The sequence below is a fragment of the Candidatus Nitrosopumilus sp. bin_7KS genome, from assembly GCF_054095835.1.
Window position 1 is genome coordinate 177,141 of sequence record NZ_JBSWSO010000006.1, and the last position, 20,597, is coordinate 197,737.

General features: G+C 31.8%; 30 protein-coding genes. 16 read left to right on the top strand and 14 right to left on the bottom strand.

What is annotated here, in order from left to right:
- The first annotated feature begins 28 nt into the window (after nucleotides 1-28).
- The 3 genes from ACW9W4_RS07360 to ACW9W4_RS07370 all read left to right on the top strand — a co-directional run bounded on the left by ACW9W4_RS07360 (nucleotide 29) and on the right by ACW9W4_RS07370 (nucleotide 1,437).
- A complete protein-coding gene (locus tag ACW9W4_RS07360; protein WP_457761823.1) occupies nucleotides 29-244 on the top strand; it encodes a CbtB domain-containing protein in 216 nt (71 codons plus the stop codon).
- A gap of 10 nt (nucleotides 245-254) precedes the next feature.
- Nucleotides 255-989 (top strand): CbtA family protein, encoded by a 735-nt coding sequence (locus ACW9W4_RS07365; RefSeq protein ID WP_457761824.1) that lies wholly within the window; start codon nucleotides 255-257, stop codon nucleotides 987-989.
- A 142-nt stretch (nucleotides 990-1,131) separates the two neighbouring features.
- Nucleotides 1,132-1,437, top strand: coding sequence for an MTH1187 family thiamine-binding protein (locus tag ACW9W4_RS07370; RefSeq protein ID WP_457761825.1), 306 nt, complete (start codon nucleotides 1,132-1,134; stop codon nucleotides 1,435-1,437).
- Here ACW9W4_RS07370 and ACW9W4_RS07375 read toward each other — a convergent pair.
- Nucleotides 1,434-2,531 (bottom strand): CofH family radical SAM protein, encoded by a 1,098-nt coding sequence (locus ACW9W4_RS07375; RefSeq protein ID WP_457761826.1) that lies wholly within the window; start codon nucleotides 2,529-2,531, stop codon nucleotides 1,434-1,436. The two genes, ACW9W4_RS07370 and ACW9W4_RS07375, sit on opposite strands and share 4 nt — an antisense overlap.
- Before the next feature lie 176 nt (nucleotides 2,532-2,707).
- Between ACW9W4_RS07375 and ACW9W4_RS07380 the strand changes: the two genes are divergently transcribed.
- Both ACW9W4_RS07380 and ACW9W4_RS07385 read left to right on the top strand, forming a co-directional pair.
- Nucleotides 2,708-4,201: an ATP-binding protein gene (locus ACW9W4_RS07380; RefSeq protein ID WP_457761827.1), complete on the top strand. Its 1,494-nt coding sequence runs from the start codon at nucleotides 2,708-2,710 to the stop codon at nucleotides 4,199-4,201.
- A gap of 74 nt (nucleotides 4,202-4,275) precedes the next feature.
- On the top strand, nucleotides 4,276-4,449 hold the full coding sequence (locus ACW9W4_RS07385) for a hypothetical protein (protein ID WP_457761828.1): 174 nt from the start codon (nucleotides 4,276-4,278) through the stop codon (nucleotides 4,447-4,449).
- Here ACW9W4_RS07385 and ACW9W4_RS07390 read toward each other — a convergent pair.
- Together ACW9W4_RS07390 and ACW9W4_RS07395 are read right to left on the bottom strand one after the other, a co-directional pair.
- Nucleotides 4,436-4,933 carry a tetratricopeptide repeat protein gene (locus ACW9W4_RS07390; RefSeq protein WP_457761829.1) on the bottom strand — a complete coding sequence of 166 codons (498 nt, stop codon included), beginning with the start codon at nucleotides 4,931-4,933 and terminating at the stop codon, nucleotides 4,436-4,438. The two genes, ACW9W4_RS07385 and ACW9W4_RS07390, sit on opposite strands and share 14 nt — an antisense overlap.
- 145 nt (nucleotides 4,934-5,078) lie before the next feature.
- Nucleotides 5,079-5,306 carry a tetratricopeptide repeat protein gene (locus ACW9W4_RS07395; RefSeq protein WP_457761830.1) on the bottom strand — a complete coding sequence of 76 codons (228 nt, stop codon included), beginning with the start codon at nucleotides 5,304-5,306 and terminating at the stop codon, nucleotides 5,079-5,081.
- A gap of 123 nt (nucleotides 5,307-5,429) precedes the next feature.
- On the opposite strand from ACW9W4_RS07395, the gene ACW9W4_RS07400 reads away from it, so the two are divergent.
- Together ACW9W4_RS07400 and ACW9W4_RS07405 are read left to right on the top strand one after the other, a co-directional pair.
- Nucleotides 5,430-5,873, top strand: a complete 444-nt coding sequence (locus tag ACW9W4_RS07400) for an Lrp/AsnC family transcriptional regulator (protein ID WP_457761831.1) — start codon at nucleotides 5,430-5,432, stop codon at nucleotides 5,871-5,873.
- Between the two features lie 9 nt (nucleotides 5,874-5,882).
- The gene (locus tag ACW9W4_RS07405; RefSeq protein WP_457761832.1) at nucleotides 5,883-6,437 is read left to right on the top strand and encodes a J domain-containing protein; all 555 of its coding nucleotides are present in this window, start codon (nucleotides 5,883-5,885) and stop codon (nucleotides 6,435-6,437) included.
- On the opposite strand, the gene ACW9W4_RS07410 is transcribed toward ACW9W4_RS07405, so the two are convergent.
- Nucleotides 6,434-6,805 carry a hypothetical protein gene (locus tag ACW9W4_RS07410; RefSeq protein WP_457761833.1) on the bottom strand — a complete coding sequence of 124 codons (372 nt, stop codon included), beginning with the start codon at nucleotides 6,803-6,805 and terminating at the stop codon, nucleotides 6,434-6,436. The genes ACW9W4_RS07405 and ACW9W4_RS07410 overlap by 4 nt on opposite strands.
- Nucleotides 6,806-6,971: 166 nt before the next feature.
- Between ACW9W4_RS07410 and ACW9W4_RS07415 the strand changes: the two genes are divergently transcribed.
- From ACW9W4_RS07415 to ACW9W4_RS07430, 4 genes are all read left to right on the top strand, one after another.
- Entirely contained in the window at nucleotides 6,972-8,261 is a 1,290-nt protein-coding gene (locus ACW9W4_RS07415) for an HD domain-containing protein (RefSeq protein ID WP_457762073.1), read from the top strand.
- A gap of 9 nt (nucleotides 8,262-8,270) precedes the next feature.
- Nucleotides 8,271-9,722: an FAD-binding oxidoreductase gene (locus ACW9W4_RS07420; RefSeq protein ID WP_457761834.1), complete on the top strand. Its 1,452-nt coding sequence runs from the start codon at nucleotides 8,271-8,273 to the stop codon at nucleotides 9,720-9,722.
- A gap of 69 nt (nucleotides 9,723-9,791) precedes the next feature.
- Complete coding sequence (locus tag ACW9W4_RS07425; protein ID WP_457761835.1) at nucleotides 9,792-10,217, top strand: hypothetical protein; 426 nt, start codon at nucleotides 9,792-9,794, stop codon at nucleotides 10,215-10,217.
- Between the two features lie 193 nt (nucleotides 10,218-10,410).
- Nucleotides 10,411-10,554, top strand: a complete 144-nt coding sequence (locus ACW9W4_RS07430; RefSeq protein ID WP_014964934.1) for a DUF5679 domain-containing protein — start codon at nucleotides 10,411-10,413, stop codon at nucleotides 10,552-10,554.
- A gap of 18 nt (nucleotides 10,555-10,572) precedes the next feature.
- Here the strand turns inward: ACW9W4_RS07430 and ACW9W4_RS07435 are convergent, their stop codons facing one another.
- The 5 genes from ACW9W4_RS07435 to ACW9W4_RS07455 form a co-directional block, all read right to left on the bottom strand.
- A complete protein-coding gene (locus tag ACW9W4_RS07435; RefSeq protein WP_457761836.1) occupies nucleotides 10,573-10,824 on the bottom strand; it encodes a hypothetical protein in 252 nt (83 codons plus the stop codon).
- Between the two features lies 1 nt (nucleotide 10,825).
- Complete coding sequence (locus ACW9W4_RS07440) at nucleotides 10,826-10,984, bottom strand: hypothetical protein (protein WP_457761837.1); 159 nt, start codon at nucleotides 10,982-10,984, stop codon at nucleotides 10,826-10,828.
- Nucleotides 10,985-11,041: 57 nt separating this feature from the next.
- Nucleotides 11,042-11,416 carry a hypothetical protein gene (locus ACW9W4_RS07445; RefSeq protein WP_457761838.1) on the bottom strand — a complete coding sequence of 125 codons (375 nt, stop codon included), beginning with the start codon at nucleotides 11,414-11,416 and terminating at the stop codon, nucleotides 11,042-11,044.
- Nucleotides 11,417-11,537: 121 nt separating this feature from the next.
- The gene (locus tag ACW9W4_RS07450; RefSeq protein ID WP_457761839.1) at nucleotides 11,538-12,839 is read right to left on the bottom strand and encodes a DUF7482 domain-containing protein; all 1,302 of its coding nucleotides are present in this window, start codon (nucleotides 12,837-12,839) and stop codon (nucleotides 11,538-11,540) included.
- Between the two features lie 51 nt (nucleotides 12,840-12,890).
- Nucleotides 12,891-13,511, bottom strand: coding sequence for a superoxide dismutase (locus ACW9W4_RS07455; RefSeq protein WP_457761840.1), 621 nt, complete (start codon nucleotides 13,509-13,511; stop codon nucleotides 12,891-12,893).
- A gap of 73 nt (nucleotides 13,512-13,584) precedes the next feature.
- On the opposite strand from ACW9W4_RS07455, the gene ACW9W4_RS07460 reads away from it, so the two are divergent.
- Nucleotides 13,585-14,199: a hypothetical protein gene (locus tag ACW9W4_RS07460; RefSeq protein ID WP_457761841.1), complete on the top strand. Its 615-nt coding sequence runs from the start codon at nucleotides 13,585-13,587 to the stop codon at nucleotides 14,197-14,199.
- On the opposite strand, the gene ACW9W4_RS07465 is transcribed toward ACW9W4_RS07460, so the two are convergent.
- Nucleotides 14,200-15,924: a DEAD/DEAH box helicase gene (locus ACW9W4_RS07465; protein WP_457761842.1), complete on the bottom strand. Its 1,725-nt coding sequence runs from the start codon at nucleotides 15,922-15,924 to the stop codon at nucleotides 14,200-14,202. It abuts the gene before it with no gap.
- Nucleotides 15,925-16,323: 399 nt separating this feature from the next.
- On the opposite strand from ACW9W4_RS07465, the gene ACW9W4_RS07470 reads away from it, so the two are divergent.
- Nucleotides 16,324-17,004, top strand: coding sequence for a PAC2 family protein (locus ACW9W4_RS07470; RefSeq protein WP_457761843.1), 681 nt, complete (start codon nucleotides 16,324-16,326; stop codon nucleotides 17,002-17,004).
- Between the two features lie 188 nt (nucleotides 17,005-17,192).
- Here the strand turns inward: ACW9W4_RS07470 and ACW9W4_RS07475 are convergent, their stop codons facing one another.
- Entirely contained in the window at nucleotides 17,193-17,852 is a 660-nt protein-coding gene (locus ACW9W4_RS07475) for a hypothetical protein (RefSeq protein WP_457761844.1), read from the bottom strand.
- Nucleotides 17,853-18,013: 161 nt separating this feature from the next.
- On the opposite strand from ACW9W4_RS07475, the gene ACW9W4_RS07480 reads away from it, so the two are divergent.
- The 3 genes from ACW9W4_RS07480 to ACW9W4_RS07490 are packed head-to-tail and all read left to right on the top strand — an operon-like array spanning nucleotide 18,014 to nucleotide 19,528.
- On the top strand, nucleotides 18,014-18,922 hold the full coding sequence (locus ACW9W4_RS07480; protein WP_457761845.1) for a carboxypeptidase-like regulatory domain-containing protein: 909 nt from the start codon (nucleotides 18,014-18,016) through the stop codon (nucleotides 18,920-18,922).
- A 47-nt stretch (nucleotides 18,923-18,969) separates the two neighbouring features.
- Nucleotides 18,970-19,137 (top strand): hypothetical protein, encoded by a 168-nt coding sequence (locus ACW9W4_RS07485; RefSeq protein ID WP_457761846.1) that lies wholly within the window; start codon nucleotides 18,970-18,972, stop codon nucleotides 19,135-19,137.
- Nucleotides 19,138-19,192: 55 nt separating this feature from the next.
- Nucleotides 19,193-19,528, top strand: a complete 336-nt coding sequence (locus ACW9W4_RS07490; protein ID WP_457761847.1) for an arsenate reductase family protein — start codon at nucleotides 19,193-19,195, stop codon at nucleotides 19,526-19,528.
- A gap of 1 nt (nucleotide 19,529) precedes the next feature.
- On the opposite strand, the gene ACW9W4_RS07495 is transcribed toward ACW9W4_RS07490, so the two are convergent.
- The 3 genes from ACW9W4_RS07495 to ACW9W4_RS07505 form a co-directional block, all read right to left on the bottom strand.
- Entirely contained in the window at nucleotides 19,530-19,772 is a 243-nt protein-coding gene (locus ACW9W4_RS07495) for a hypothetical protein (protein ID WP_457761848.1), read from the bottom strand.
- 152 nt (nucleotides 19,773-19,924) lie between these two features.
- Complete coding sequence (locus ACW9W4_RS07500; protein ID WP_457761849.1) at nucleotides 19,925-20,119, bottom strand: YwbE family protein; 195 nt, start codon at nucleotides 20,117-20,119, stop codon at nucleotides 19,925-19,927.
- Between the two features lie 80 nt (nucleotides 20,120-20,199).
- Nucleotides 20,200-20,556 carry a CxxC-x17-CxxC domain-containing protein gene (locus ACW9W4_RS07505; RefSeq protein ID WP_179362018.1) on the bottom strand — a complete coding sequence of 119 codons (357 nt, stop codon included), beginning with the start codon at nucleotides 20,554-20,556 and terminating at the stop codon, nucleotides 20,200-20,202.
- Nucleotides 20,557-20,597 lie beyond the last annotated feature (41 nt).

Genomic DNA, 20,597 nt, shown 5'->3' on the forward strand with positions numbered 1-20,597 from the left:
AAATAATTAAATTAAATCTAGCATCACATTGTCCCAATCAAAAGGAATTACAATAACAGAATCTAAAGTTCCCATATTTGCAATAGTGATACTTGCAATAATTTTTGCAGTCGGTATGTTTGTTGTAGGTTATGATCAAGGACATATCTTCAGCATTGTATTGGGAGAGCAAGCGTATGAAGATCTTTACATTCACGAATTAACACATGATATGAGACATGCCTCAGGATTTCCTTGTCATTAGGTGATGAATGATGAAGACAATAATTTTCTTAGCAATAGTTTTGGTTTCAGGTGCACTAGCTGGAACCATTCATGGTATTGCAAATCTTGCAATAGTAGAACCATATCTTGATGAGGCAATCGGAATTGAAAACCAAAATCTGTTTGCATCAGGTGAAGAAGAAGACACACCACAGTTCTGGGTAGAGTATGACGCTTATCGTGATTGGCAAAAAAGTGGACAGGTTTTAGCTGGTGCTATTTTGGGTACATCTATTGGCGCATTATTTGGAATTGTTTATGCATTATCTAGAAATTCATTACCTCAAGGAAATGACCTAAAGAAAACAATTACTCTTGCAGGAGTAATGTGGCTAACAATGTATATAATTCCATTTTTAAAATATCCTGCAAACCCTCCTACTGTCGGTGATGGTGAAACTGTAGTGTTAAGAGCAATATTGTATTTGTCATTTATTGCAATCTCGGGTTTTGGTGCAGTGGTATTTTATCAATTATCTAAAAAAATAAAATCAAAACCAAAAATTATTCCAGTTGTAGGATATGGTATTTTCATAGCCATAGTATTTGCATTAATGCCTCCAAATCCAGATGAGATAACTGCACCAATGGACTTGGTAAATGGATTTAGAACAATGTCTGTAGTTGCAGTAAGTGTGTTCTGGGTATCAATAGCTGTGATTCTAGGTGGACTCTGGCATAAATTTCGACCAGATGTACATGTATCTGTGACTAAAAATCTATGAAAATTAGATAATTAGATACCCTTCAAATTATTTGGATTATTTTCAAATAGCAATTTTATTCCTAAAAACCCTGTTTTAGAAATAGATTTTGAATGTAAAATATTCAGAAAATTAAATAGAAGTTAACCAGTATTTTTGATATATGTTACAAGCTGAAATCAGCATATATCCAATGGCAACTAAAACCACCAGTGCCAGTTTTTACATTGCAAAGGCAATTGAATCAATTCAAAAAATAGAAAACCTAAGATACGAAATCAACGCGATGGGGACAATTTTAGAATCAGATAACATGGATGTCATAAATACAGCCACAAAACAAATGATGGAAACAGTTCATAATTTAGGCATAGCACGAGTAGAGGTAATTATCAAAATAGATTCAAGACGAGACAAACAAGTCAAAATGGAAGAAAAATTAGATTCTATTAAAAAACAGATGAATTAGAATTTTTTCAAAATACCAAAATGCGTATTTCTTTGAGCAGGGGTACGTCCAATCTCTTTTACCATGGTTGCAAGTTCCTCAACTGAAGAAGAAGTTGCCTTTCCAGCAGATTTGTATATTTCCTCAGAAAATGCAGTTCCAACTAAATCATTACCACCATTAGACAATGCAACTTGAGCAAGCTTTTTGCCATATGCAACCCAGTAAACGGAGATGTTGTTTAGAACATTTGCAAGCATCAGTCTAGAGAGTGCAACAACTCGTAAATCATAAACTGATGAACATTCATTATTCACCAAATGTTCTTGCTCTAGTTCAGTATTATCTAAACTAAATTTCAAAGGAATTAAAGTTAGAAATCCATTTGTTTTCTTTTGTAATTCACGTACCTTGATGAGATGATCAACAATGTGTTCAGGTTTTTCAATATGCCCATAAAGCATCGTGACATTACTTTTGATATCCATATTGTGAGCCTCCTCAATTACATCGAGCCATTGTTGGCCCGTGCATTTTCCTCTAACAATTTTTCCTCGAATATCTGGATGAAACAATTCAGCTCCTCCACCAGGCATCGAATCAAGTCCTGCATCTTTTAGACGAGATAGAATCTCCTTTGTGGAATTTTTTGTTAATTTTGACAAATAATAAATCTCAGCTGCAGTTAATGCTTTGATGTTAAGTTGAGGATGACTCTTTTTGATTGACCTCATCATATCTTCATAATATTCTAGTGGAAGTTTTGGATGAAACCCTCCAACAATGTGAACTTCAGTAGCACCCATCTGTTTTGCAATTCCAACTCTTGCTTCAATTTCTTGAGGAGTTAAGGTGTATGCATCATCTGCGCCGTCTTTTCTATAAAATGCACACATCTGACAGCTAGCTGCACAGACATTGGTGTAGTTCATGTAATATGATGCTGCAAATGTTACAGTATCACCAACTAGTTTTTTTCTAGAATGATCTGCAACTGCTCCAAGTAAATGTAAATTATCATAATTCATCAATTCTAAACCATCTTTGTAAGATAGTTCTTCACCAGCAAGGGCTCGATCTAAAGCTTGAGAATCCCCAACTAGTTGTTCCAACATATTCGTATAATGGTCCTTTCATGATATATTCCTTAGTGAAATACAACTATCAGGGATGATTTCACACCAAAGTTAGCATATGATAAATTCTTTTAAAAATGAGTTCAAAATCATTAACCAAATAAAGTATTATTTTACATAAGTTGTTTCATCAGTTGTTTAAAAAATCATAATTTATGAAATTCTCACAGAGTCTTATTCTTGGATTTCTCATAATAGTTGCAATATCAGGAGCAATTGGATTAATTTCAATATATCAATTCTCTACAATCATAGACACTCTCAAAATTACGGTTCCAGAATCAATTGAGAATTTTAAAACTAATGCAATTGTTTTAGATAATAATAGACAAATAATTTACTATGATGAAATTTTAACCCAATCAGCGAGAAATTATGTTTTCACTCAAGATGAAAAATGGAAAAAAAGGTATTTTGAAACTGAACCACTCTTAGACAAAATACTCAAAGATCCATATTCACCTATAGATAAAGACATAATTTTAGAACTAGATAAGATCAACATCGAACTAGTCAAAATGGAAAATACTGCATTTGAGTTAGTATCTCAAGGGAATTCTGAACAAGCTGTAGAAATTTTAGAAAGTGATGAATATACAAAGTTAAAACAAAGATACTTAGATTCTTGGAAACATCATGCTGAAATTAACAATGTAGAATATGGCAATACCATAAAATCATTAGATAATACATCAGATTTACTATACGCAAGTATAGAGAAAGGATCAAAAGAAGGCACAGCTGCACTCCAGATTACAGTTCCAGTATTGGTAGGATTATCAATTTTACTAGGAATATTATTTTCAAAAAAACTATCAGCCCCGATTAAAGATTTAAGAAAATTGACAAAGCAAATTGCTGTTGGAAACTTTGACATAACAATTGATGCAAAAGGTCCCGATGAAATCAAAGAATTGATACAAGATTTTTCTCAAATGGTAATAGAATTAAATAAAATTGATACAATGAAAAAGGATTTTTCTGCCATGGTAACACATGAATTAAAAACACCCCTAGTTCCAATATTAGGCTATGTAGATTTACTTTTGTCAAAAAAATATGGAGAATTAAATGAGAATCAAAGAGAAAGATTAATCAGGATAAAAAATAGTTGCGGAAAAATGCAAAATCTAGTCTCAGATATGCTAGATATTAGTAGAATTGAGATGAAACAATTTGAATTCAATATGAAAATAAATAATCTTTCAGTTATTGTCAAAGATAGTGTAGAGCAGTTAAAAGATGAATTTTTGAAAAAAGGGATTTGCATTATAGAAGAATTTGAAAATAACACAATGTGTAACTGTGATAAAGATAGAATCAATCAAGTTATGGTAAATTTACTCAGTAACGCAATAGACTTTTGTCCAAAAAAAGATGGAATCATCAAAGTTACTGTGAAAAAAAGTACAAATAAAATCAACATCATAGTAAAAGATAATGGGATTGGAATCTCAAAAGAGAACATCAATAAAATATTTGTAAAATATTATCAAGTAGATACAACATCTACCAGAGAACATGGAGGATCAGGAATAGGATTAGCATTATCAAAGTTGATCGTAGAGAATCACAGAGGCAAAATTTGGGCAGAATCAGAAGGAACCAACAAAGGTTCTGAAATACATATTCAAATTCCAACTATATGAAATCAAAACTAAAGCCAAGAAGAAACATTCATGATAATCTCAAGAAATAAGTAGTCAACGATATCACAACTAACATGGTACTTCCTCTAGTTGACGAACATAAACCAAAATGCTACTTGTGTCATGAAGGTTTTGAGAACATTGAAGAATTAAGGGAGCATCAGAATTCAAAGCATGTAGACTTTTTCAAAGATAATGAAAAACAAGCAAATCGAGAGCCAGCACCGGGCGACGTTACTGTATTTTAGATTTTTTTTCGTTAATTGATTTTAACAATTCTTGAGCAATGTCTTTTGAAATACTTGCCAAATCATAATGTTTGTCAATTGATAATGCCTTTTTGAAATGCTTTATGGCATCTCCAAGTTCACCCATTTCTCCCAATGAAAGACCCTTGTATGCAAGTGCCATAGCACATTTTTTGTCAATCTTTAAAGCAAAATCATAGCACTCTATGGCTTGAAGGTATTTTTCATCGGAATGTAATGTAGACCCTTTGTTCAACAATGCATCAATATTGCCAGGTGAAATTTTAAGTGCTTTATCATATGAACGAATTGCAAGTTTTAATTTACCCATATTTTGTAAAGTTGCACCTTTGTCAATTAGGATATTGACATTACTAGGATCTTTTTTCAGGGCCAAATCATATAATTTTAAAGCTTCAGAGAAATTCTCATCTTCAACACATTCAAAAGCTTGTGTCAGCATCTTCTCAATTTCATTACTCACAGAATGGGATATTATTTTGTCAATAATAAACTGATTTTTTGTCTCATCAGATATCAATTGTTCACATAAAATCTGACTACTCACCCTTCAAATATGAAAAATTAATTATTAAATTAGCGATCATTATACAATAACCAATTCTAAATCAAGATGCAAATTTGTCTCGAGGTTCAATCTCAAGAGATTTGTTAAAACATTCCATAGATTCCTCGTATCGTCCTAAACTTCGCAATGCAATTCCTTTGTTATTCCAAAGATCAGGATCATCTTGGTTCAATAGAAGGGCTTGTTCAAAGTAACCAAGGGCATCATGAAATTCTCCTTCATCCATCAGAATCTGACCTTTCTTGACAAGTGCCTCAATTTCACCCATAGATTATTTTAGACATCATTTGTATTAAATCTGAAAGAAAATCTAAAGACAGGGATTGCTAAAATCAAACAAATTTACATAAATTTCATGAAAATTTAAATAAATTTTTCACCATTATAGAATATGAACTTGGATGAAACAGATGAGAAAATTCTCAAAAATTTACTCGTTGATGCAAGGCAATCTGCCAGGCAGCTTGCTCTAAAACTGGGAATGTCAACTGTGACAGTATTATCAAGAATAAAGAAATTAGAAAAAGAAAAGATCATCCACGGATATACTGCAATTATTGATCATGAAAAAATAGGATATTCAATGACTGCAATTATTGAAATCATTGCCAAAAATGATAAAGTTATGGATATTGAGGATGAAATAGCAAAATTTGAGAATGTTTGTGGAGTATATGATATTACAGGTTCAACAGATACAATAATCATTGCAAAATTCAAAGAAAGAAAGGAATTGAGCAAGTTTGTAAAGGAGCTGGCAACAATTCCTAATGTGGAAAATACAATAACTCATGTAGTTCTAAATACTGCAAAAGAAGATTTCAGATTATCATAGGTAAAAAAAATGAAGAATTTCACTATTTTAATAATACTAGCAATTAGTTTTGGAACAATACAAACAACGTATGCCCAAAATGGCGATTCAGATAGAGTATTACAAGTTAGTGATGATGAAAAAATAATTCTCTTTTCAGGTTTTTCAATTGCAGTAATTGGCCTATTTCTATTTTTGTCAAGAGATATCATTCTACGAAGAAAAACATCATATGATAAAGGGGATTTAGAATCAAAAAAAGATAAGACATTTGAGAAATATCATTCTGATTGGGGAGATGATTATGAGGAATTAGGACAGAGAAGAAATACAAAAGACGACAAGGAATTCAGAGAAGCACTAAACGACAATGAACTGCCAAATTATTATGATATAATTGGAGTTACAAAAGATGCAACCCCAGAAGAAATTAAAAAGAAATTCAGAGAGCTTGCAAAAAAGACACATCCAGATAAAACTAAAGGAAATTCTGAGGAAGAAATGGCAGAACTAAACAAAGCATATGAAGTATTATCAGATAAAGAACGTAGAGAAAAATATGATAAATATTTTAGAGTGGTTTAAACAGATTCTAACTTTACAATAATTAAACTAAGTTCAATAGATGTTGGAGTCTGAACGCTGTTTGTTAGATTGGTAAAAATTTCAATAGGCAAAGTTTTACCAGCATCTTCAATTTGAGTAGTGATTTTAAGTTCACCAAATTCAGTATTAGGGCCGAGCATTTTCTTAGTCAACAATGGAATGACTGAAAGGTCGTCTACAACACACTTCATTTTGTATGCAAATTTGTCTGAAAAATATACCCCTCCACGAGTAGTGGGCTCATTTACAGGAATTGGAGAATTAGTTATCAAAGTACTGGAAATGGGATAAATTTTTTCATTAACATAAAGTGTAAATTTTGGAGAATTTTTTTCATTAAAATCCATCAATTTATCCAATAAATCCTTGTTAAATAGCATTCAAAAATAATCGAACCTGAATTCTATTGAATCTTTCTAACTATAATTTTTAAATAAATTCAAAAAAATAGATCATGTTTAAAAACAGTAAATCAGATCAAGATCATTGCAGCAATTTGCAAATACTCACTCAATGAGAAATGAAATTCTCAGCCTCATGGTAGAAAATGGATTAGAAGACGACTGTTATGTCGAAATGCTAGATTATACAATTGATTTGTTTGAAAGTCAAGGATTAGGAACAGAGTATTACGGATATCATAACATCAATCATGAATTAGAAGTAACCTATGTCTCACTTTTAGCAAATAAACAAGAGAAAATTAAATTTACAAATGAAGATCTGAAATATCTATACGTTGCAGCATTATTCCATGACTTTGATCCTCAAAAAAGCGTAGATAAACCTCATGAAGAGAGTGTTTTAAAATTTATTTCAATGGATAGAAAACTTCGTCAATTAATTAAAGATGCAAATATGGATTTAGAAATAATCAAAGTTTTGATTTTAAGAACTACATATCCTTGGAGTGGGCAATTAAGGAAAAATGCAGAAAGCCAAATAAAACAATCTTTCGATAGTTCTGATTTAACAAGAAACAATCTACCATATCAAGAGCACATCATGGAAATGGGATGGTATCTATCAGTTGTCGATAGAATCAGCGGTTATGCATTAGGGGATTTTACTAAAGCAATGGAGATGGCAAAAATGAATGCCCATGCTTTAGCATGGAGACCATCATTAATCATAAGAAGTGCAGTTGCATATTTTGAAGAACTATTAAACAAAGAAACAGATATGGCCAAAGGGATTCTCAAAGTACTTCCAAAAGAAATGAGGAAAAATTTCTTTGACACAGTTTTGTCATTTATGAAAATTAGACAACAAGAAATTACCATCCAAGCAGATTACTCTTATGAAAATCTAAAGCTAATCCCAACAATCGAATCCATGACAATGAGAGATGATCCTAAATTCATAAAGACATTATATGAAATATTTTTGGAACTACCATCTCCACTACAATTTGAAAAAGAAAATTTTGAAAAATCAGTAAAAGACCCGCAAGTAATCATCAATACTCTAAGACTAAATAACAAAAATGGAGAAATTGTAGGATTTTCAAAAGGCGGGCCACTAGAGAACTACAAATTACGTGAAGAAATTAGAGATGAAAATTATGGTGAAGGAAACACGATTTTCTTAGAACCATTGGCACTAAAAATGGGATACTGGGGATTGAAAGGAGGTAGTGAAATGCGTCACATGTTCATCATGCAGGCAAGTTCCATGAAATTCAAATTTATGACGAGTTTTGCATTACGAGATGTCATTAGAGCAAGAATAGACAAGGAACAGGCGGAATTTGTAACATTGTTTGATCCTGAAAGATGGGATTACTATAGAATCAAAGTATAGTTTTACCACATGAAAAAATCAATCATAGAATTATTAGAATCAAAGATTCAAGGAAAAGTGGTATCCACTAGAGAATTTAGGGAACTTTATTCAGTTGATGCAAGTTCTTATAAAATAATTCCAAAAATAATAGTGATTCCAAAAAACGAGTCAGATGTAATTCATACAGTAAAGATTGCTAAAAAAAGAAAAATCAGTATAACTGTACGAGGTGCAGGGACAGGTCTTGTAGGAAGTGCATTAAACTCTGGAATAATATTAGATATGAAAAAATTTTCTTCAATTAGGCTCGCCAAAAATTATGTCAGAGTGGAATCAGGTGTGATTAAAGGTAATTTAGATAAAAAATTAGAGGCGTCAAAAAAATTCTTCCCACCAAATCCATCAATAGGATCATTTTGTTCAGTTGGAGGAATGTTAGGAAACAACTCCAGTGGCAGTAGAAGTCTAAAGTATGGCAGTGTAATCGACAATGTTAAAGAAATTACATTCATTGACGGGAATGCTAAAAAAATAACTTTACCAAAAAATAAAAAAATTGCAAATCAAATTAAAAAAATTGCAAATAACATAGAATTAGAAAGATTTCCAAAAGTATCTAAGAATTCATCAGGATATAGATTAGATAAAATAAAAACAGATAAAGATGTTCATAAAACAATAATTGGGTCAGAGGGAACATTAGGAATAATCTTATCTGCAAAATTAGAAATAAAAAATAAGCCAAAAAAACAAATTCTAATCATTGCGGAATATGAATCAGTAATAAAAGCTGCAAAAAATTGTTTAGAAATCAATAAAACAAATCCATCAGCGATTGAATTTGTAGATAAAACCACATTTGATCAAATAAAATGTAAATTTAATAAAAAAAGTAAATGCCTACTTTTTGTGGAATATGATGAAAAAATCAATTTAAATGAAAAAAAATTTAAAAAAATAACAACAGGACATATTGTTAAAAAATTACAAACACAAAAAGAAATTACAACGTGGTGGAGGTATAGAGATTCATCACTACATTATAGTTTAAAATCAATAAAAAAAGAAAACAGAATTCCCCACATTATTGAAGATGCTGCCGTTCCTTTGGAAAAGTTCCCAAAATTATTTTTAATTTTAAATAAAATAAACAAAAAATACAAAACAAAATCAATCGTCTATGGTCATGCAGGGAATGGAAATGTGCATGTACGGTTAATTTCAAAAAATAAAAAAAACAAAATAATCAAAAAGATCGCAATAGAGTATTTTGAAGAAATTCTAAAACTTGGAGGTACAATTACTGCTGAGCATGGAGATGGGCTTGCACGCTCAGAATTTATCAAAAAACAATATGGTTCAAAAAACCATCAAACATTTAAAAAAATTAAAGAATATTTTGATCCTAGCAATATTCTCAATCCAGGAAAAATTATTACTTCAAAGAGCACAGTAATTAGAAATTTAGAGAAATTTTGAATTATTTTCAATTAATGTTTAAAATTTGATGCAGAAAGGCTTTTGTAACTAAAAAATGTCAAAAAGATCATGGTATGCAGGGGCATAGGACTAATAGCAATACTAGTGATCACTGTAAGCATCACACCAGCATTTGCATTAACAGAGTTAGAAAGGACATCAATTATAGAACCAAGATTAGAAAATGCATTTGGAGTTCCAGTATTAGACAACATAAACGTCAATCAACAAATCCAGATCTCTTCAGACATTACAAATCATCAGACAAGTTCACAAAATTTTGTTTATCTAGTGCAAATTAAAAATGATTTAGATCTTGTAGTATCATTAGGATGGATAAGCGGTCAACTTACTCCAGATCAAGAACTTAGTCCATCATTATCATGGACACCAAGTGATTCAGGAAAATATATTGCAGAAATTTTTGTTTGGGAAGGTTTGAAAAACCATAGTGCATTATCAGAGTTCGTGAAATTATCAATCAACGTGAGCTAATATTATTAAAAATACATTGCAAAAATATTATAAATTTAAAGAATTCGAATGATTTATTCCTAAAAAAAGATCAAATAACTCCCCGATACGAATAAAATTGTTCTGCAACACAATAAATGGGATCGGAGATTTGTCATATAGTGAAAAAAATTCAACAAGTTCTCGCTAATATGACCTTGCGTCTAATGAAATTATGACAATAGGATATTGTGTAAAGTGTCGAGACAAACGAGAAATCGGCGGCCCTAAACCATACACCATGAAAAATGGTAAACCTGCAATCAAGGGTACATGCCCTACATGTAGTACAGCCATTTTTAGAATCGGCAGAGGATAAACTTCTCACTAGAGAAATTTAATACTGCCATTCATCAGTAAGGCCATTCCAAAGCGAACGCATTGGGGATGGATCTTTTTCTATTTCTTCAGTAATTCTATTTTTTAGCACGAAAAAGAAATTCTCCAATGCATCTATTCCACCATCTGCAAATAACTCATGACCAATTTCAGTAATTCGTTTATGTTTATCAGATATTTCTACAGAGTCAGGATTCTGTAGACAAAAAGTCATCAAATCAATCAACTCTTCTTCTAGCATAAAATCCATATTATGGGAATCTCCCTTCATCGATTAATTCTTTGTATATTGTTGATTCAATACGGTTTTGTGCTTTACCACATTTAGTACACATGCCCGTGTCATTAGGATCTTCTTTCATTTTTTTTTCACATTCTACACACGTGTTGATTCCTCTTTTGAATCCCATATGGATTAGATGAAAATTTAGTAGAATTTAGATATTTACATTAAAAAGAAAAAGAAATTATTTTAGGCGTCTGTAAATCTCTTTGAATTCACAAGATATGTTATAGGACATGTTTAGCAAATGCGCTAGTTGATTCATGGAGGTCTTATCATGACCTAATTGTCTTAACAAAGTCAAAGCTTTTTGTGGAGAACTAGGAGCTAAAGGACTCTGTCCAGACCACGTTTTAAAAGCATCTTCAACATCCAAGCTGAAATTTAAAACAAATTCTTTCCAGTTAGACATTGCACTAAGTGCTTTTTTGTTTAGAAGAACCTCAGATAATTCACGAAATTCATTCTTTCTATCAAGATAAAGCATAGATAGAGCTTGATGAATTTTCTCTGAACTATATTCTTCTGTGTTTAACATATACATTCCAGCAATACTCATGATATACTATTCTCACAATCAAAGATAAGTTAGATAGTTGATTTTCAGAAAAAATGTTAAAAAAAACCCTTAAAAATGAACAAATGTTCAATAATTAAAAAAAATAAAAATAAAAAAGATCTTATTGGAATGGGTCAATAAATGGACAGTTAACTATATGGTCACTATCCATTGGACGTGCAATACCAATGTTGATCAAACCAGCTTCGTTGTATGCGTTCATATCATCAATAGTTTCTAGCAATTGAGCATCATCTGGATTTTCCCAGCCAATCATAAAGATTCTCCACATTGGAGAATAATTAGCATCGCCAGGAGCTCCTGCTGCTATACCAGGTTGAAATCCTAATGGACCAGTACCCGTTAAACCATTTTTGAACTGAAACAAATCTACTGCTGCTGAATTTGCAATCAATCTTGCAGATGTTGGTGAACTTACAACACCCATCATTCCGGCAGGACCACTTGGAGTAGCATCTGTTACAATGTAATAGATTGTTCTACCATCTGGACCCCATCCACGATGAGCTATGAAAGTTACATTCATCTCGTCTGTATCTATATCAAGAACTTGACCGCCACCATAAGGAGTAACATCAGTTAATGTTTTATCTTCCTTAACCATCATCTGACCTTCAGGCCAAATTATTTGTGGCATATTCAAAACTACATTAATTTCGGTTAATGTAATTTCATTGTTCTTAGATGCTTCCATAATTACTGATTCTGAATCAAGCACTCTTGGAGTTGCACCTTCATTCCACATTACGTGTACATGTGAGGTCAATGCACTGTATACATCTGCTTGTGCAGGAGTACTAGTGAACACTTGACCTTGATATCCATGTATACCATCGCCTTCAATGCCGTTGGTAAACAAGTATACTTTTGATAGTGCATCTTTAGGAGCATTCTTCAACAAAGGAGCAAGTTCTACTTGCCATCCTTGATTTTCAGTAATTATTTCTGCATGTGTTGGATCACTAGAATCAGTGATGATATAGTAAACATCCTCACCGTTGTAGTAACCTTGATGCATAGGAATTATTGCTGGAACATTTGCTCTTGATAATCTAAGTACAGAACCCAAGTCTGCTTCAGTTTCTTCCATGGTTTCTTTTTCCATCATGGTTTCTTTTTCCATCATGGTTTCTTTTTCCATCATGGTTTCTTTTTTCATAGATTTTTCAACTGGAGCTACAGGAGCGACACTACTACCTTGATCTGCCTTCCAAGCGGTTTTACCACCAGGATAGTTAGAGCATAGGTCTAATCCACAGATGTTAGTACTAGAACCATATTGTGATGTTCCAGTACCTTTGCTTTTGAGGGCTTCAGCATCCGAGAAATAATCTGTCGTCATACCTGCTGTAAACAAGGGTAAAATTGCAAGAAGTGCAATGTATCTTAGACTCTTGTTCATGAGTAAAAAATATGGTTTTTGTTTAAAAGAATTTGTCCAAATCAAACAAAATTATGCAAGTTCTGAAAATCTATTTCCAACATAATCCCAATTAACAACATTCCACCATGCATCAACATAATCAGGTCTTTTGTTCTGATATTTCAAATAATATGCATGTTCCCAAACATCCAAACCAAGTAACGGGAATTTTCCAAGAGTCCAAGGACTAGTTTGATTTTCAGTAGTGATAATTTCAATTTTATGATATGTTGAATTAAAAACTAGCCAACACCAACCACTACCTTGAATATTGATTGCTCTTTCAGAAAAAACTTTTTTAAAATTTTCAAAATTATCAAAATAAACATCAATTTGATCCTCTAATTGACCAGTTGGTTGTCCATCGCTATTCGGAGTCATGGTTTCCCAAAACAATCTATGATTTTCAAAACCACCACCAAAAAAGTTAATCGCACTTCTTCCAGATTCAGGTATAGATTTTAGATCAGAGAGTACAGATGAAATGTATTGTGGATGAGATGCACTTCCAACATCAGCAAGGGATTTGTTCAGCCCGTCAACATATGCCTGATGATGTTTCTGATGATGAATTTTCATTGTTTCTGTATCAAGGAATGGTTCTAGTTCATCATACCCATAAGGTAATCTTGGGAGTTCGTATTGAACCATAAGTCAATCCAACATAATCCACATATATTCCTCAAGTGCAAAGAATGATAAATCTTAAGAAATTGGCAACATTATGAGAAAACTGGGAACAATTGATTTAGAGATTTTACATTTAGCAATTAATGAAAATGGAACATTTAATGAAAACAATCTAGAGAATTCAGAATTAAAGAGATTAGGGGTTGGGAAATTATTAGATTCGCTTGCAACATTAAAAGATAGAAAGATGATTTCATTGAATAATGACGGCTCATTTTCAATTACTGAATTAGCAAAAGAAATTCTTTGGAGTAAAAATATTCCCACATGGGCAAAAATATTACGATTATTACAAATTAAATCATGTAATATTGGACAGATAGAAAATATTTTAAAATTATCTAGAAATGAAATTGAAGAAGATATTGAAAGATTAAGAAAAAATCAGTTTGTGTTAATGTCACCCCAAAGAATAGAAGATAAAGTAATCAAAGTTTATGAAATACTTCCTGAAGGGATACTCGAGATAGACAAGACAGAAACGGATGGATTTGATAATACCAAATTTGGAGAAGTAAAACAAGATGTAGAAATCCTCAGCATCATAGAATTAGCGATAAAAGAAATTCAAGATACACAATTAGAACAAACAAAAAAAGACTCGATTATTGAAAAACTATCCACCCTAAAAGAAAAATTAGAGATTTAGTTATTTTGATCTAATTTTATCTTGAATTTGTGCCAGAATCAATTCAGCTTTGTCTTTATTTTCGTAATTTTCTTTTGATTCATCCATGATTTCATCAATCTCATAACTCTTATCAACTAAAATATTGGCAACATGATCATCCAAAGTTCCTTTTCCAATCAAATAATAGGCAAATACAGTATTTTTCTGACCAATTCTATGAAGTCTATCTTCTGCTTGTCTATGAATAGCAGGACTCCAGTCAAGTTCTGCAAAAATTACATATTTTGCTCTAGTCAAATTGATACCTACATTTCCAGCACGAATACCTGCAATCATTAATTTTGATTCACCTCTTTGAAATTTGTCTATTTGATCCTGACGAAGATCATCAGATTGTCCACCAATTATAGAGACAGGAGAGAATTCTTGCAGGCTTTCATGAAGTAACTTGTGTATTACCTTATGATGACAAAACACCACAACACTTTCTTCAATTTCCATAATATTTTTTACAAAATTAATTACATGTGGGAGCTTTGCAATTCCAGCAATTTGTCGTTCACTTTGTATGGCCCTATGGTATGAAGCAGATTTAATAAATTCTGAATCTGCATCTTTTTGTTCTGATTCTACCTTTTTCCAAACTTTATCTAATTCTTCAAGATAATAATCAGTATCTGCAGCAATAACTTCCTTGTAACGAACTTTATCTTTGAGCTCTTTTAGAACATCTGCTTTTTTTCTTCGAAGCATAACATGTTTTTGTAATTCATTTCTTAATGAAGCACGTTTATTTTCTAAAACAATCGCTTTTCCTTTTTCATTAACATAACAAAAGTATTCACAAAATTCCTTAAAACTTCCCAATAAACCGGGTTTTAGAATATCAATAATTGGCCAAATTTCTGAGCCGCGATTGTAAATTGGAGTTCCAGAAAGACCAATTCTATAAAGAACTGAACTGTTTGCAGCTAATTTTTTTACAGCCTTGTATTTTTGAGTTGTTTTTGATCTTAAATTATGAACCTCATCGCAAACAATTGTTTTTAATCCCAATTTAGCCAAATCATCATTTCTTTTGAAAAGCAATTCATAATTAATTAAGTAAATATCAGTCTTAGGAAGTTCATGTGATTTTCCAGTTCTAATCATTGTAACGCTTGGAGATTCAGATTCAAGTATACGCCCATTCCTACTTTTTTTCTTTAGAAATTTTTGAATTTCACGTTCCCAATTGTTTAGCGTAACTAATGGAGCGACAACAAGGAGAGGGAAAGTTTGTTTTTCAGTTGCAGCATATGAAAGTGTTTGAACCGTTTTTCCAAGTCCCATCTCATCAGCTAGTAAAGCATTTCCAGATGATTTTAATAAAAAATCCAAACCTTCTTTTTGGAAATTCAATAGTTTTCCTCTAAACTGCTCACCGGTTTTTGCACGTTTTAGTTTAAGTTTGATTGGAGGGATCGTAGGCTTAGGAGCATATGTTTTTACAATTTTTCTCTGCCAAACAGATTTTGATAAAATTTCAAGTGGATATCTATCCATGATAAGTTTGAGTTGTTTTACAGTTTCTGTACTATCAGGAATAATAATTTCATTCACATTCTCCCCATACCACGCCTCTGAGACAAGTCTAGAGATCATACTGACGGCACGATCACCCGTGACTTTCCAGCTCCAAATTTTAGAGTATTTGTCAAGAACATACTCTAATGTGCCAATGTTTTCCATGGATGTTTCCATAATTTGTCGACAGAAAGTTTTTTTGACTTATGAATCTTCATATTTATCTCGATCATTAAAAAAGGAAATCAAAATCTACAAGAGTTAAAATATGATATCAATTTTTACTTATGGGGTAAATTTCCAGAGTTGATCTCTAGGCACAAAAATCGAAAAAATTCTTAAAAAAATCAAAATTAAACATATGAAAAATATCACTAAAGTTTGAAGGAGGATTTTTCCTCAAATAATGGAGATTGCTTATCCACATAATTAATCTTAAAAAATAATTAATAAATTAAAATAATATTTCAAAAAATTGAATCATAATAAATCAAAAATATTTTATAAAATTAAATTCATGATAAAAAAATCGAACAGGCAACATACGTTTAAACTTCATTAAATTTCATAGAGGTCATGGAATTCATTCAAAATGAAGAACCAGAAATTACAAAACCAATCATCATAGCTGCAATGCAAGATATGGGAAATGTTGGAAGTATAGTTGTAAATTTTATCAACGATTCACTTAGAACAAAAACATTCAGAACCGCAAAAACACCATTTCCAACATATATTGTTGATAGAGGAGGATATGTGGACATTCCTGATGAAAAGTGGGAATATAGATACACCGAGGATTTGATAGTTTTTGGTGGAGGTAAAGGACAACCACAAAGTAATAACGAATTAAATGAATTGTGTCAAGACGTTATAGATACTGCAAAAAAATATTCTGCAAAATTTATCTACACGTTAGGGGGATTTCATACGAATAGAATTTTCAATAATGAACCCAAAACATACATCACTACAACATCAAGAGAGCTGACAAAACAGATGGAGGGGTTAAACGTAGAAACCACCCCTCAAAAATCAATCATCACAGGTTTTAATGGATTGATTCTGGGGTTTGCAAAAATGAATAATATTCAAGGAATAGGAATGTATGGAGAACTAAATGAACCTGAAATACCACAATATAGATCAGCAATTAGTATCATCAAAACCATAGAAAAATTAACATATAGAAAATTAGGAGATACAAGTCAATTAGAAATTATGGCTCAAGAGATTGAAAGAAAATTTAAAAACTAAATTTAATGAGATTTCCCTACTTCATGAGCCTCTGTATTTTCATCATGACAATCACAGCTACAAAGATGAGTCTTGTGATTATTCATACAATCAATGCATTCAAAATGCTTCCTAGTTTCACATGCTGCACAAATCATCCTAATATCACTAAGAAATAGGAGGATTTGAATTTTTTCTATTTGATAGTCTCAATACTGGACTTCACTTCGTTCAAACAGATCATTTGTCAAATCCATGTATCCTTGTGGATCAAGTTCTTTAGCAAATCCTTTGTCGATATTAATTAGATATATTGAATGAAGATGAGCATTCAAAATATCATCATATTCTATTGGCGGATTTTTGTAGTACCGATCACAAAGATCTTTAATTCTCTGCACATCTGCTTTTTTTCGTGCATTTGGAGGCAATAGAAATATTTTAGAAATTGGTAACAATCCCACCACAGGAGTGGCCAAAGAGAACTTTGAGCAGTATTGACTATATCTTGCAATCTTACTCATTATTCTTGCAGAGAAATAATCGATAGTATCCATAGCATGTTCAGGAGGAGTAAATCCAGTTTCAATTTCAATAATATTATTCCCTCCACCTTTTTTTGCAAAAATATCACAAACAAGAATATCAGAAATGTCTTTTTCAACTTCAACAGTAAATCCCCTAGAGATTAGATTACTAGCACAGATTATCTCTAAAATAGAATGGTTGATTTTAACAAGATTTTTTTTATACATCCCAATCAATTGTTTCCCAACATGATTCAGCTTAGAAGCATCATTTTCTTTTAGATTTTTTGAGAGTTTTTCAGACATTTCAAAAATATCATTGCTGAATTTTTTCAAATCCATGATTTAAGATAGAATAATTTTAGTGGTTTAAGAATTAGTAGGGGTTGTTAAATTGACCTAGATTCAAGGCTCAAATCAAAGATAATTACTCAATTAAAATTGAAAATTAGCGAATTTTTATTCATACTTTGTCTTAACTGCAAAAATCAAAACAAATGCATGTGTATAACGATAAAGCCATAGTTATAGGATTATGCTCATTTGTAATTTTATTCTCATTAATTCCAACTTCTCAGGCAGTACTTTGGGATTTTATTGTAGAATTAGACATGGAAAAAGGCGCAGTATATGCGGGAGACACAGTAGTTGTGACTGGAAGAGTAGTAGACCACGCATATCAGCCTACTAGAGGCGTGGAAGTTTTAGTTAGAACAGGTGCAGAAACCACTAAAGCATTCACAAATCCTGATGGAGAATTTAAAGCACAATTTGTAAATTTCCAAAGAATACCAGGAACATATACCGTTAACGTAGTTGCTTCATGGTATGGGATGACAGGATTATCAAGTACTCAATTTCAAGTAAAAGGAGATGCAAATCCAGATTCATTGTTACAACAACAATTATCGACAGACGAAGCAAGAAAATATCTTGGCTCAAATGAAAGTGATTTTGATAGAAACCCAATAGGTCAAACTTTATTCAAATATTATCATGGATTACTTGACGAACTAATTGCAAAACAAAAAGAATCTCAAAAACCAATTGCAGAAGAGGTATTTTTAGAACAACAAAGAAGAATTGCTGAAAATCTTAGAAACCAAGCAATCGAGGAATACAAGCCAGGTTATGGCACTTATGGCGGTTACCAGTATGAAGATTATATCGGAGGCCTAAATCCAGAAATCAGAGGATTAGTAATCAATCAATTAAACTATACTCAAAATAACTTTTTAGATGCTCAAAAAATTAGAGCAGAAATTCTTGAGAATGGAGGAACATATGAGGAAGCAAGACAAGCATATCTAGACAGATTGTCAATCCCTAAAGAAATTCTTGAAAAATTTAATGAAATGTATTTAGACGATTCAGAAGAAGAGTCAGAACAATCAAGTGAAGAAATAGAATAGATAAATTCTACGCGTCTCTTATATTCAAAATTACATATTAAAAATTAATGAAAATAAATATCCCATTACCTTGTCCTTCATGTGGTGGAAAAATGTATTCAGTATCATACGATGCATCATTTTCAATTCTTAAAAAAAGAAGTTGGCAAGCATGTAAAGAATGTGATTTTGAAAGAAATTCAGAAGAGTTTAAGAAAAGCATTTGTTGCATATGACAGCATCATTCATTTTTCTAAACAAATTTTAATCCAAGTTAAAAATTAAAACAGATTGAAAGTATATCATAAATCAACCTGCATTACCTGCAAAAAGACAATCTCAAGTATTGAAAGAATAAAAATAGACATAGATGTACGAGATTTCTTCAAAGATCCTTTCACAGAAATTGAATTAAAAAAAATCATCAAAATGACAGGTAAAAAACCACAAGAATTGTTACGAAAAAGAGACAAAATGTACAAAGAATTAGATTTAGACAATATCAAAAAATCAGACAGTCAATTGATCAAATTAATGGTAAAGCATCCAGGCTTAATTTTACGACCAATCATAATAACAAAAAACAAAGCACATGTCGGAAAAATAGACGTAAAAGATTTGAAATAACCTAATCTGGATTTTCTTTGAATATCCTAATTGCTTCCAAATGAGAACAATTTGCCTTTAGTCCTTTTCCATGATGAAATTTATAGAAATTTTTGAAACCAGGGCATTCACAAGTGTCTGATGTTACAAAGTATGATTTTTCAGGATCAGATGAAGATTTTATTTGAAATAAATCCTCATCAATTTTTACCACACCACCACTTTCAACAAGTTTCTTGGCTTTTCTAATCGTATTTGCACTCATACAGTATCAACAAATCTCAAAGTTTTATCTGTTATTTTTCATATATTCATATAATGTTTAAATTCTATGATCGCATAAATTACAATGACGAGAGATTTGCTTTTCTGCCTCAGTAAAGCCTAGAATTCGTTTCACTCTCGTCTTTTTTAAAACTAGGTTATTTTTTGAACTCTACCAATTTTACCAGAATCTAACTCAACTTTAATTCCATGTGGATGAATGTGGCTGGACGTAAGAATTCGCTTAACAATACCAGAAGTCAATTTTCCTGAACGTTGATCTTGTTTTTGGACAATCTCCACCATCATGCCAATTGAAATATTATTTCTTGAGGGAATGTCATTCATAATATTCAGCAACAATGAAAGATTCTAAATCTTTGTTTTATAAAATAAAGGAGTTTTGAAATTTACTCAAAACGGAATTTCTAATTTTTGTGGCTTTGGAAGCATTCTCTGCAATAAACAGGTCTGTCTTCTCTTGGTTTGAATGGTACTTGACAATCAGTTCCACAATCCCCACATTTTGCATCATGCATTTCACGTGGTCTGTCGTCTCGATTACCAAATCTAGAACCTCTATCTCCACCAAATCCGCCAGATCTTCCACCGCCGGATCTTCCACCAAATCTACCCCCACCTTCTCTTGGTGCTGGTTTGTGGTTTTGGAAGCATTCTCTGCAATAAACAGGTCTGTCTTCTTTTGGTTTGAATGGTACTTGACATTCATTTCCACAGTCACCGCATTTTGCAGTGTGCATTTCTCTTTCTCTATCAAAGGACATGTCTTTTCTAAATCTGAGTAGTATTGTGCAGTAATAAACTG

Coding starts and splice junctions, on each gene's coding strand:
- ACW9W4_RS07365 (WP_457761824.1), top strand. CDS start 255: ATGAAGACAATAATTTTCTTAGCAATAGTTTTGGTTTCAGGTGCACTA.
- ACW9W4_RS07370 (WP_457761825.1), top strand. CDS start 1,132: ATGTTACAAGCTGAAATCAGCATATATCCAATGGCAACTAAAACCACC.
- ACW9W4_RS07375 (WP_457761826.1), bottom strand. CDS start 2,531: ATGTTGGAACAACTAGTTGGGGATTCTCAAGCTTTAGATCGAGCCCTT.
- ACW9W4_RS07380 (WP_457761827.1), top strand. CDS start 2,708: ATGAAATTCTCACAGAGTCTTATTCTTGGATTTCTCATAATAGTTGCA.
- ACW9W4_RS07385 (WP_457761828.1), top strand. CDS start 4,276: ATGGTACTTCCTCTAGTTGACGAACATAAACCAAAATGCTACTTGTGT.
- ACW9W4_RS07395 (WP_457761830.1), bottom strand. CDS start 5,306: ATGGGTGAAATTGAGGCACTTGTCAAGAAAGGTCAGATTCTGATGGAT.
- ACW9W4_RS07400 (WP_457761831.1), top strand. CDS start 5,430: ATGAACTTGGATGAAACAGATGAGAAAATTCTCAAAAATTTACTCGTT.
- ACW9W4_RS07405 (WP_457761832.1), top strand. CDS start 5,883: ATGAAGAATTTCACTATTTTAATAATACTAGCAATTAGTTTTGGAACA.
- ACW9W4_RS07410 (WP_457761833.1), bottom strand. CDS start 6,805: ATGGATTTTAATGAAAAAAATTCTCCAAAATTTACACTTTATGTTAAT.
- ACW9W4_RS07415 (WP_457762073.1), top strand. CDS start 6,972: ATGAGAAATGAAATTCTCAGCCTCATGGTAGAAAATGGATTAGAAGAC.
- ACW9W4_RS07420 (WP_457761834.1), top strand. CDS start 8,271: ATGAAAAAATCAATCATAGAATTATTAGAATCAAAGATTCAAGGAAAA.
- ACW9W4_RS07425 (WP_457761835.1), top strand. CDS start 9,792: ATGGTATGCAGGGGCATAGGACTAATAGCAATACTAGTGATCACTGTA.
- ACW9W4_RS07430 (WP_014964934.1), top strand. CDS start 10,411: ATGACAATAGGATATTGTGTAAAGTGTCGAGACAAACGAGAAATCGGC.
- ACW9W4_RS07435 (WP_457761836.1), bottom strand. CDS start 10,824: ATGGATTTTATGCTAGAAGAAGAGTTGATTGATTTGATGACTTTTTGT.
- ACW9W4_RS07440 (WP_457761837.1), bottom strand. CDS start 10,984: ATGGGATTCAAAAGAGGAATCAACACGTGTGTAGAATGTGAAAAAAAA.
- ACW9W4_RS07445 (WP_457761838.1), bottom strand. CDS start 11,416: ATGAGTATTGCTGGAATGTATATGTTAAACACAGAAGAATATAGTTCA.
- ACW9W4_RS07450 (WP_457761839.1), bottom strand. CDS start 12,839: ATGAACAAGAGTCTAAGATACATTGCACTTCTTGCAATTTTACCCTTG.
- ACW9W4_RS07455 (WP_457761840.1), bottom strand. CDS start 13,511: ATGGTTCAATACGAACTCCCAAGATTACCTTATGGGTATGATGAACTA.
- ACW9W4_RS07460 (WP_457761841.1), top strand. CDS start 13,585: ATGAGAAAACTGGGAACAATTGATTTAGAGATTTTACATTTAGCAATT.
- ACW9W4_RS07465 (WP_457761842.1), bottom strand. CDS start 15,924: ATGGAAACATCCATGGAAAACATTGGCACATTAGAGTATGTTCTTGAC.
- ACW9W4_RS07470 (WP_457761843.1), top strand. CDS start 16,324: ATGGAATTCATTCAAAATGAAGAACCAGAAATTACAAAACCAATCATC.
- ACW9W4_RS07475 (WP_457761844.1), bottom strand. CDS start 17,852: ATGGATTTGAAAAAATTCAGCAATGATATTTTTGAAATGTCTGAAAAA.
- ACW9W4_RS07485 (WP_457761846.1), top strand. CDS start 18,970: ATGAAAATAAATATCCCATTACCTTGTCCTTCATGTGGTGGAAAAATG.
- ACW9W4_RS07495 (WP_457761848.1), bottom strand. CDS start 19,772: ATGAGTGCAAATACGATTAGAAAAGCCAAGAAACTTGTTGAAAGTGGT.
- ACW9W4_RS07500 (WP_457761849.1), bottom strand. CDS start 20,119: ATGAATGACATTCCCTCAAGAAATAATATTTCAATTGGCATGATGGTG.
- ACW9W4_RS07505 (WP_179362018.1), bottom strand. CDS start 20,556: ATGTCCTTTGATAGAGAAAGAGAAATGCACACTGCAAAATGCGGTGAC.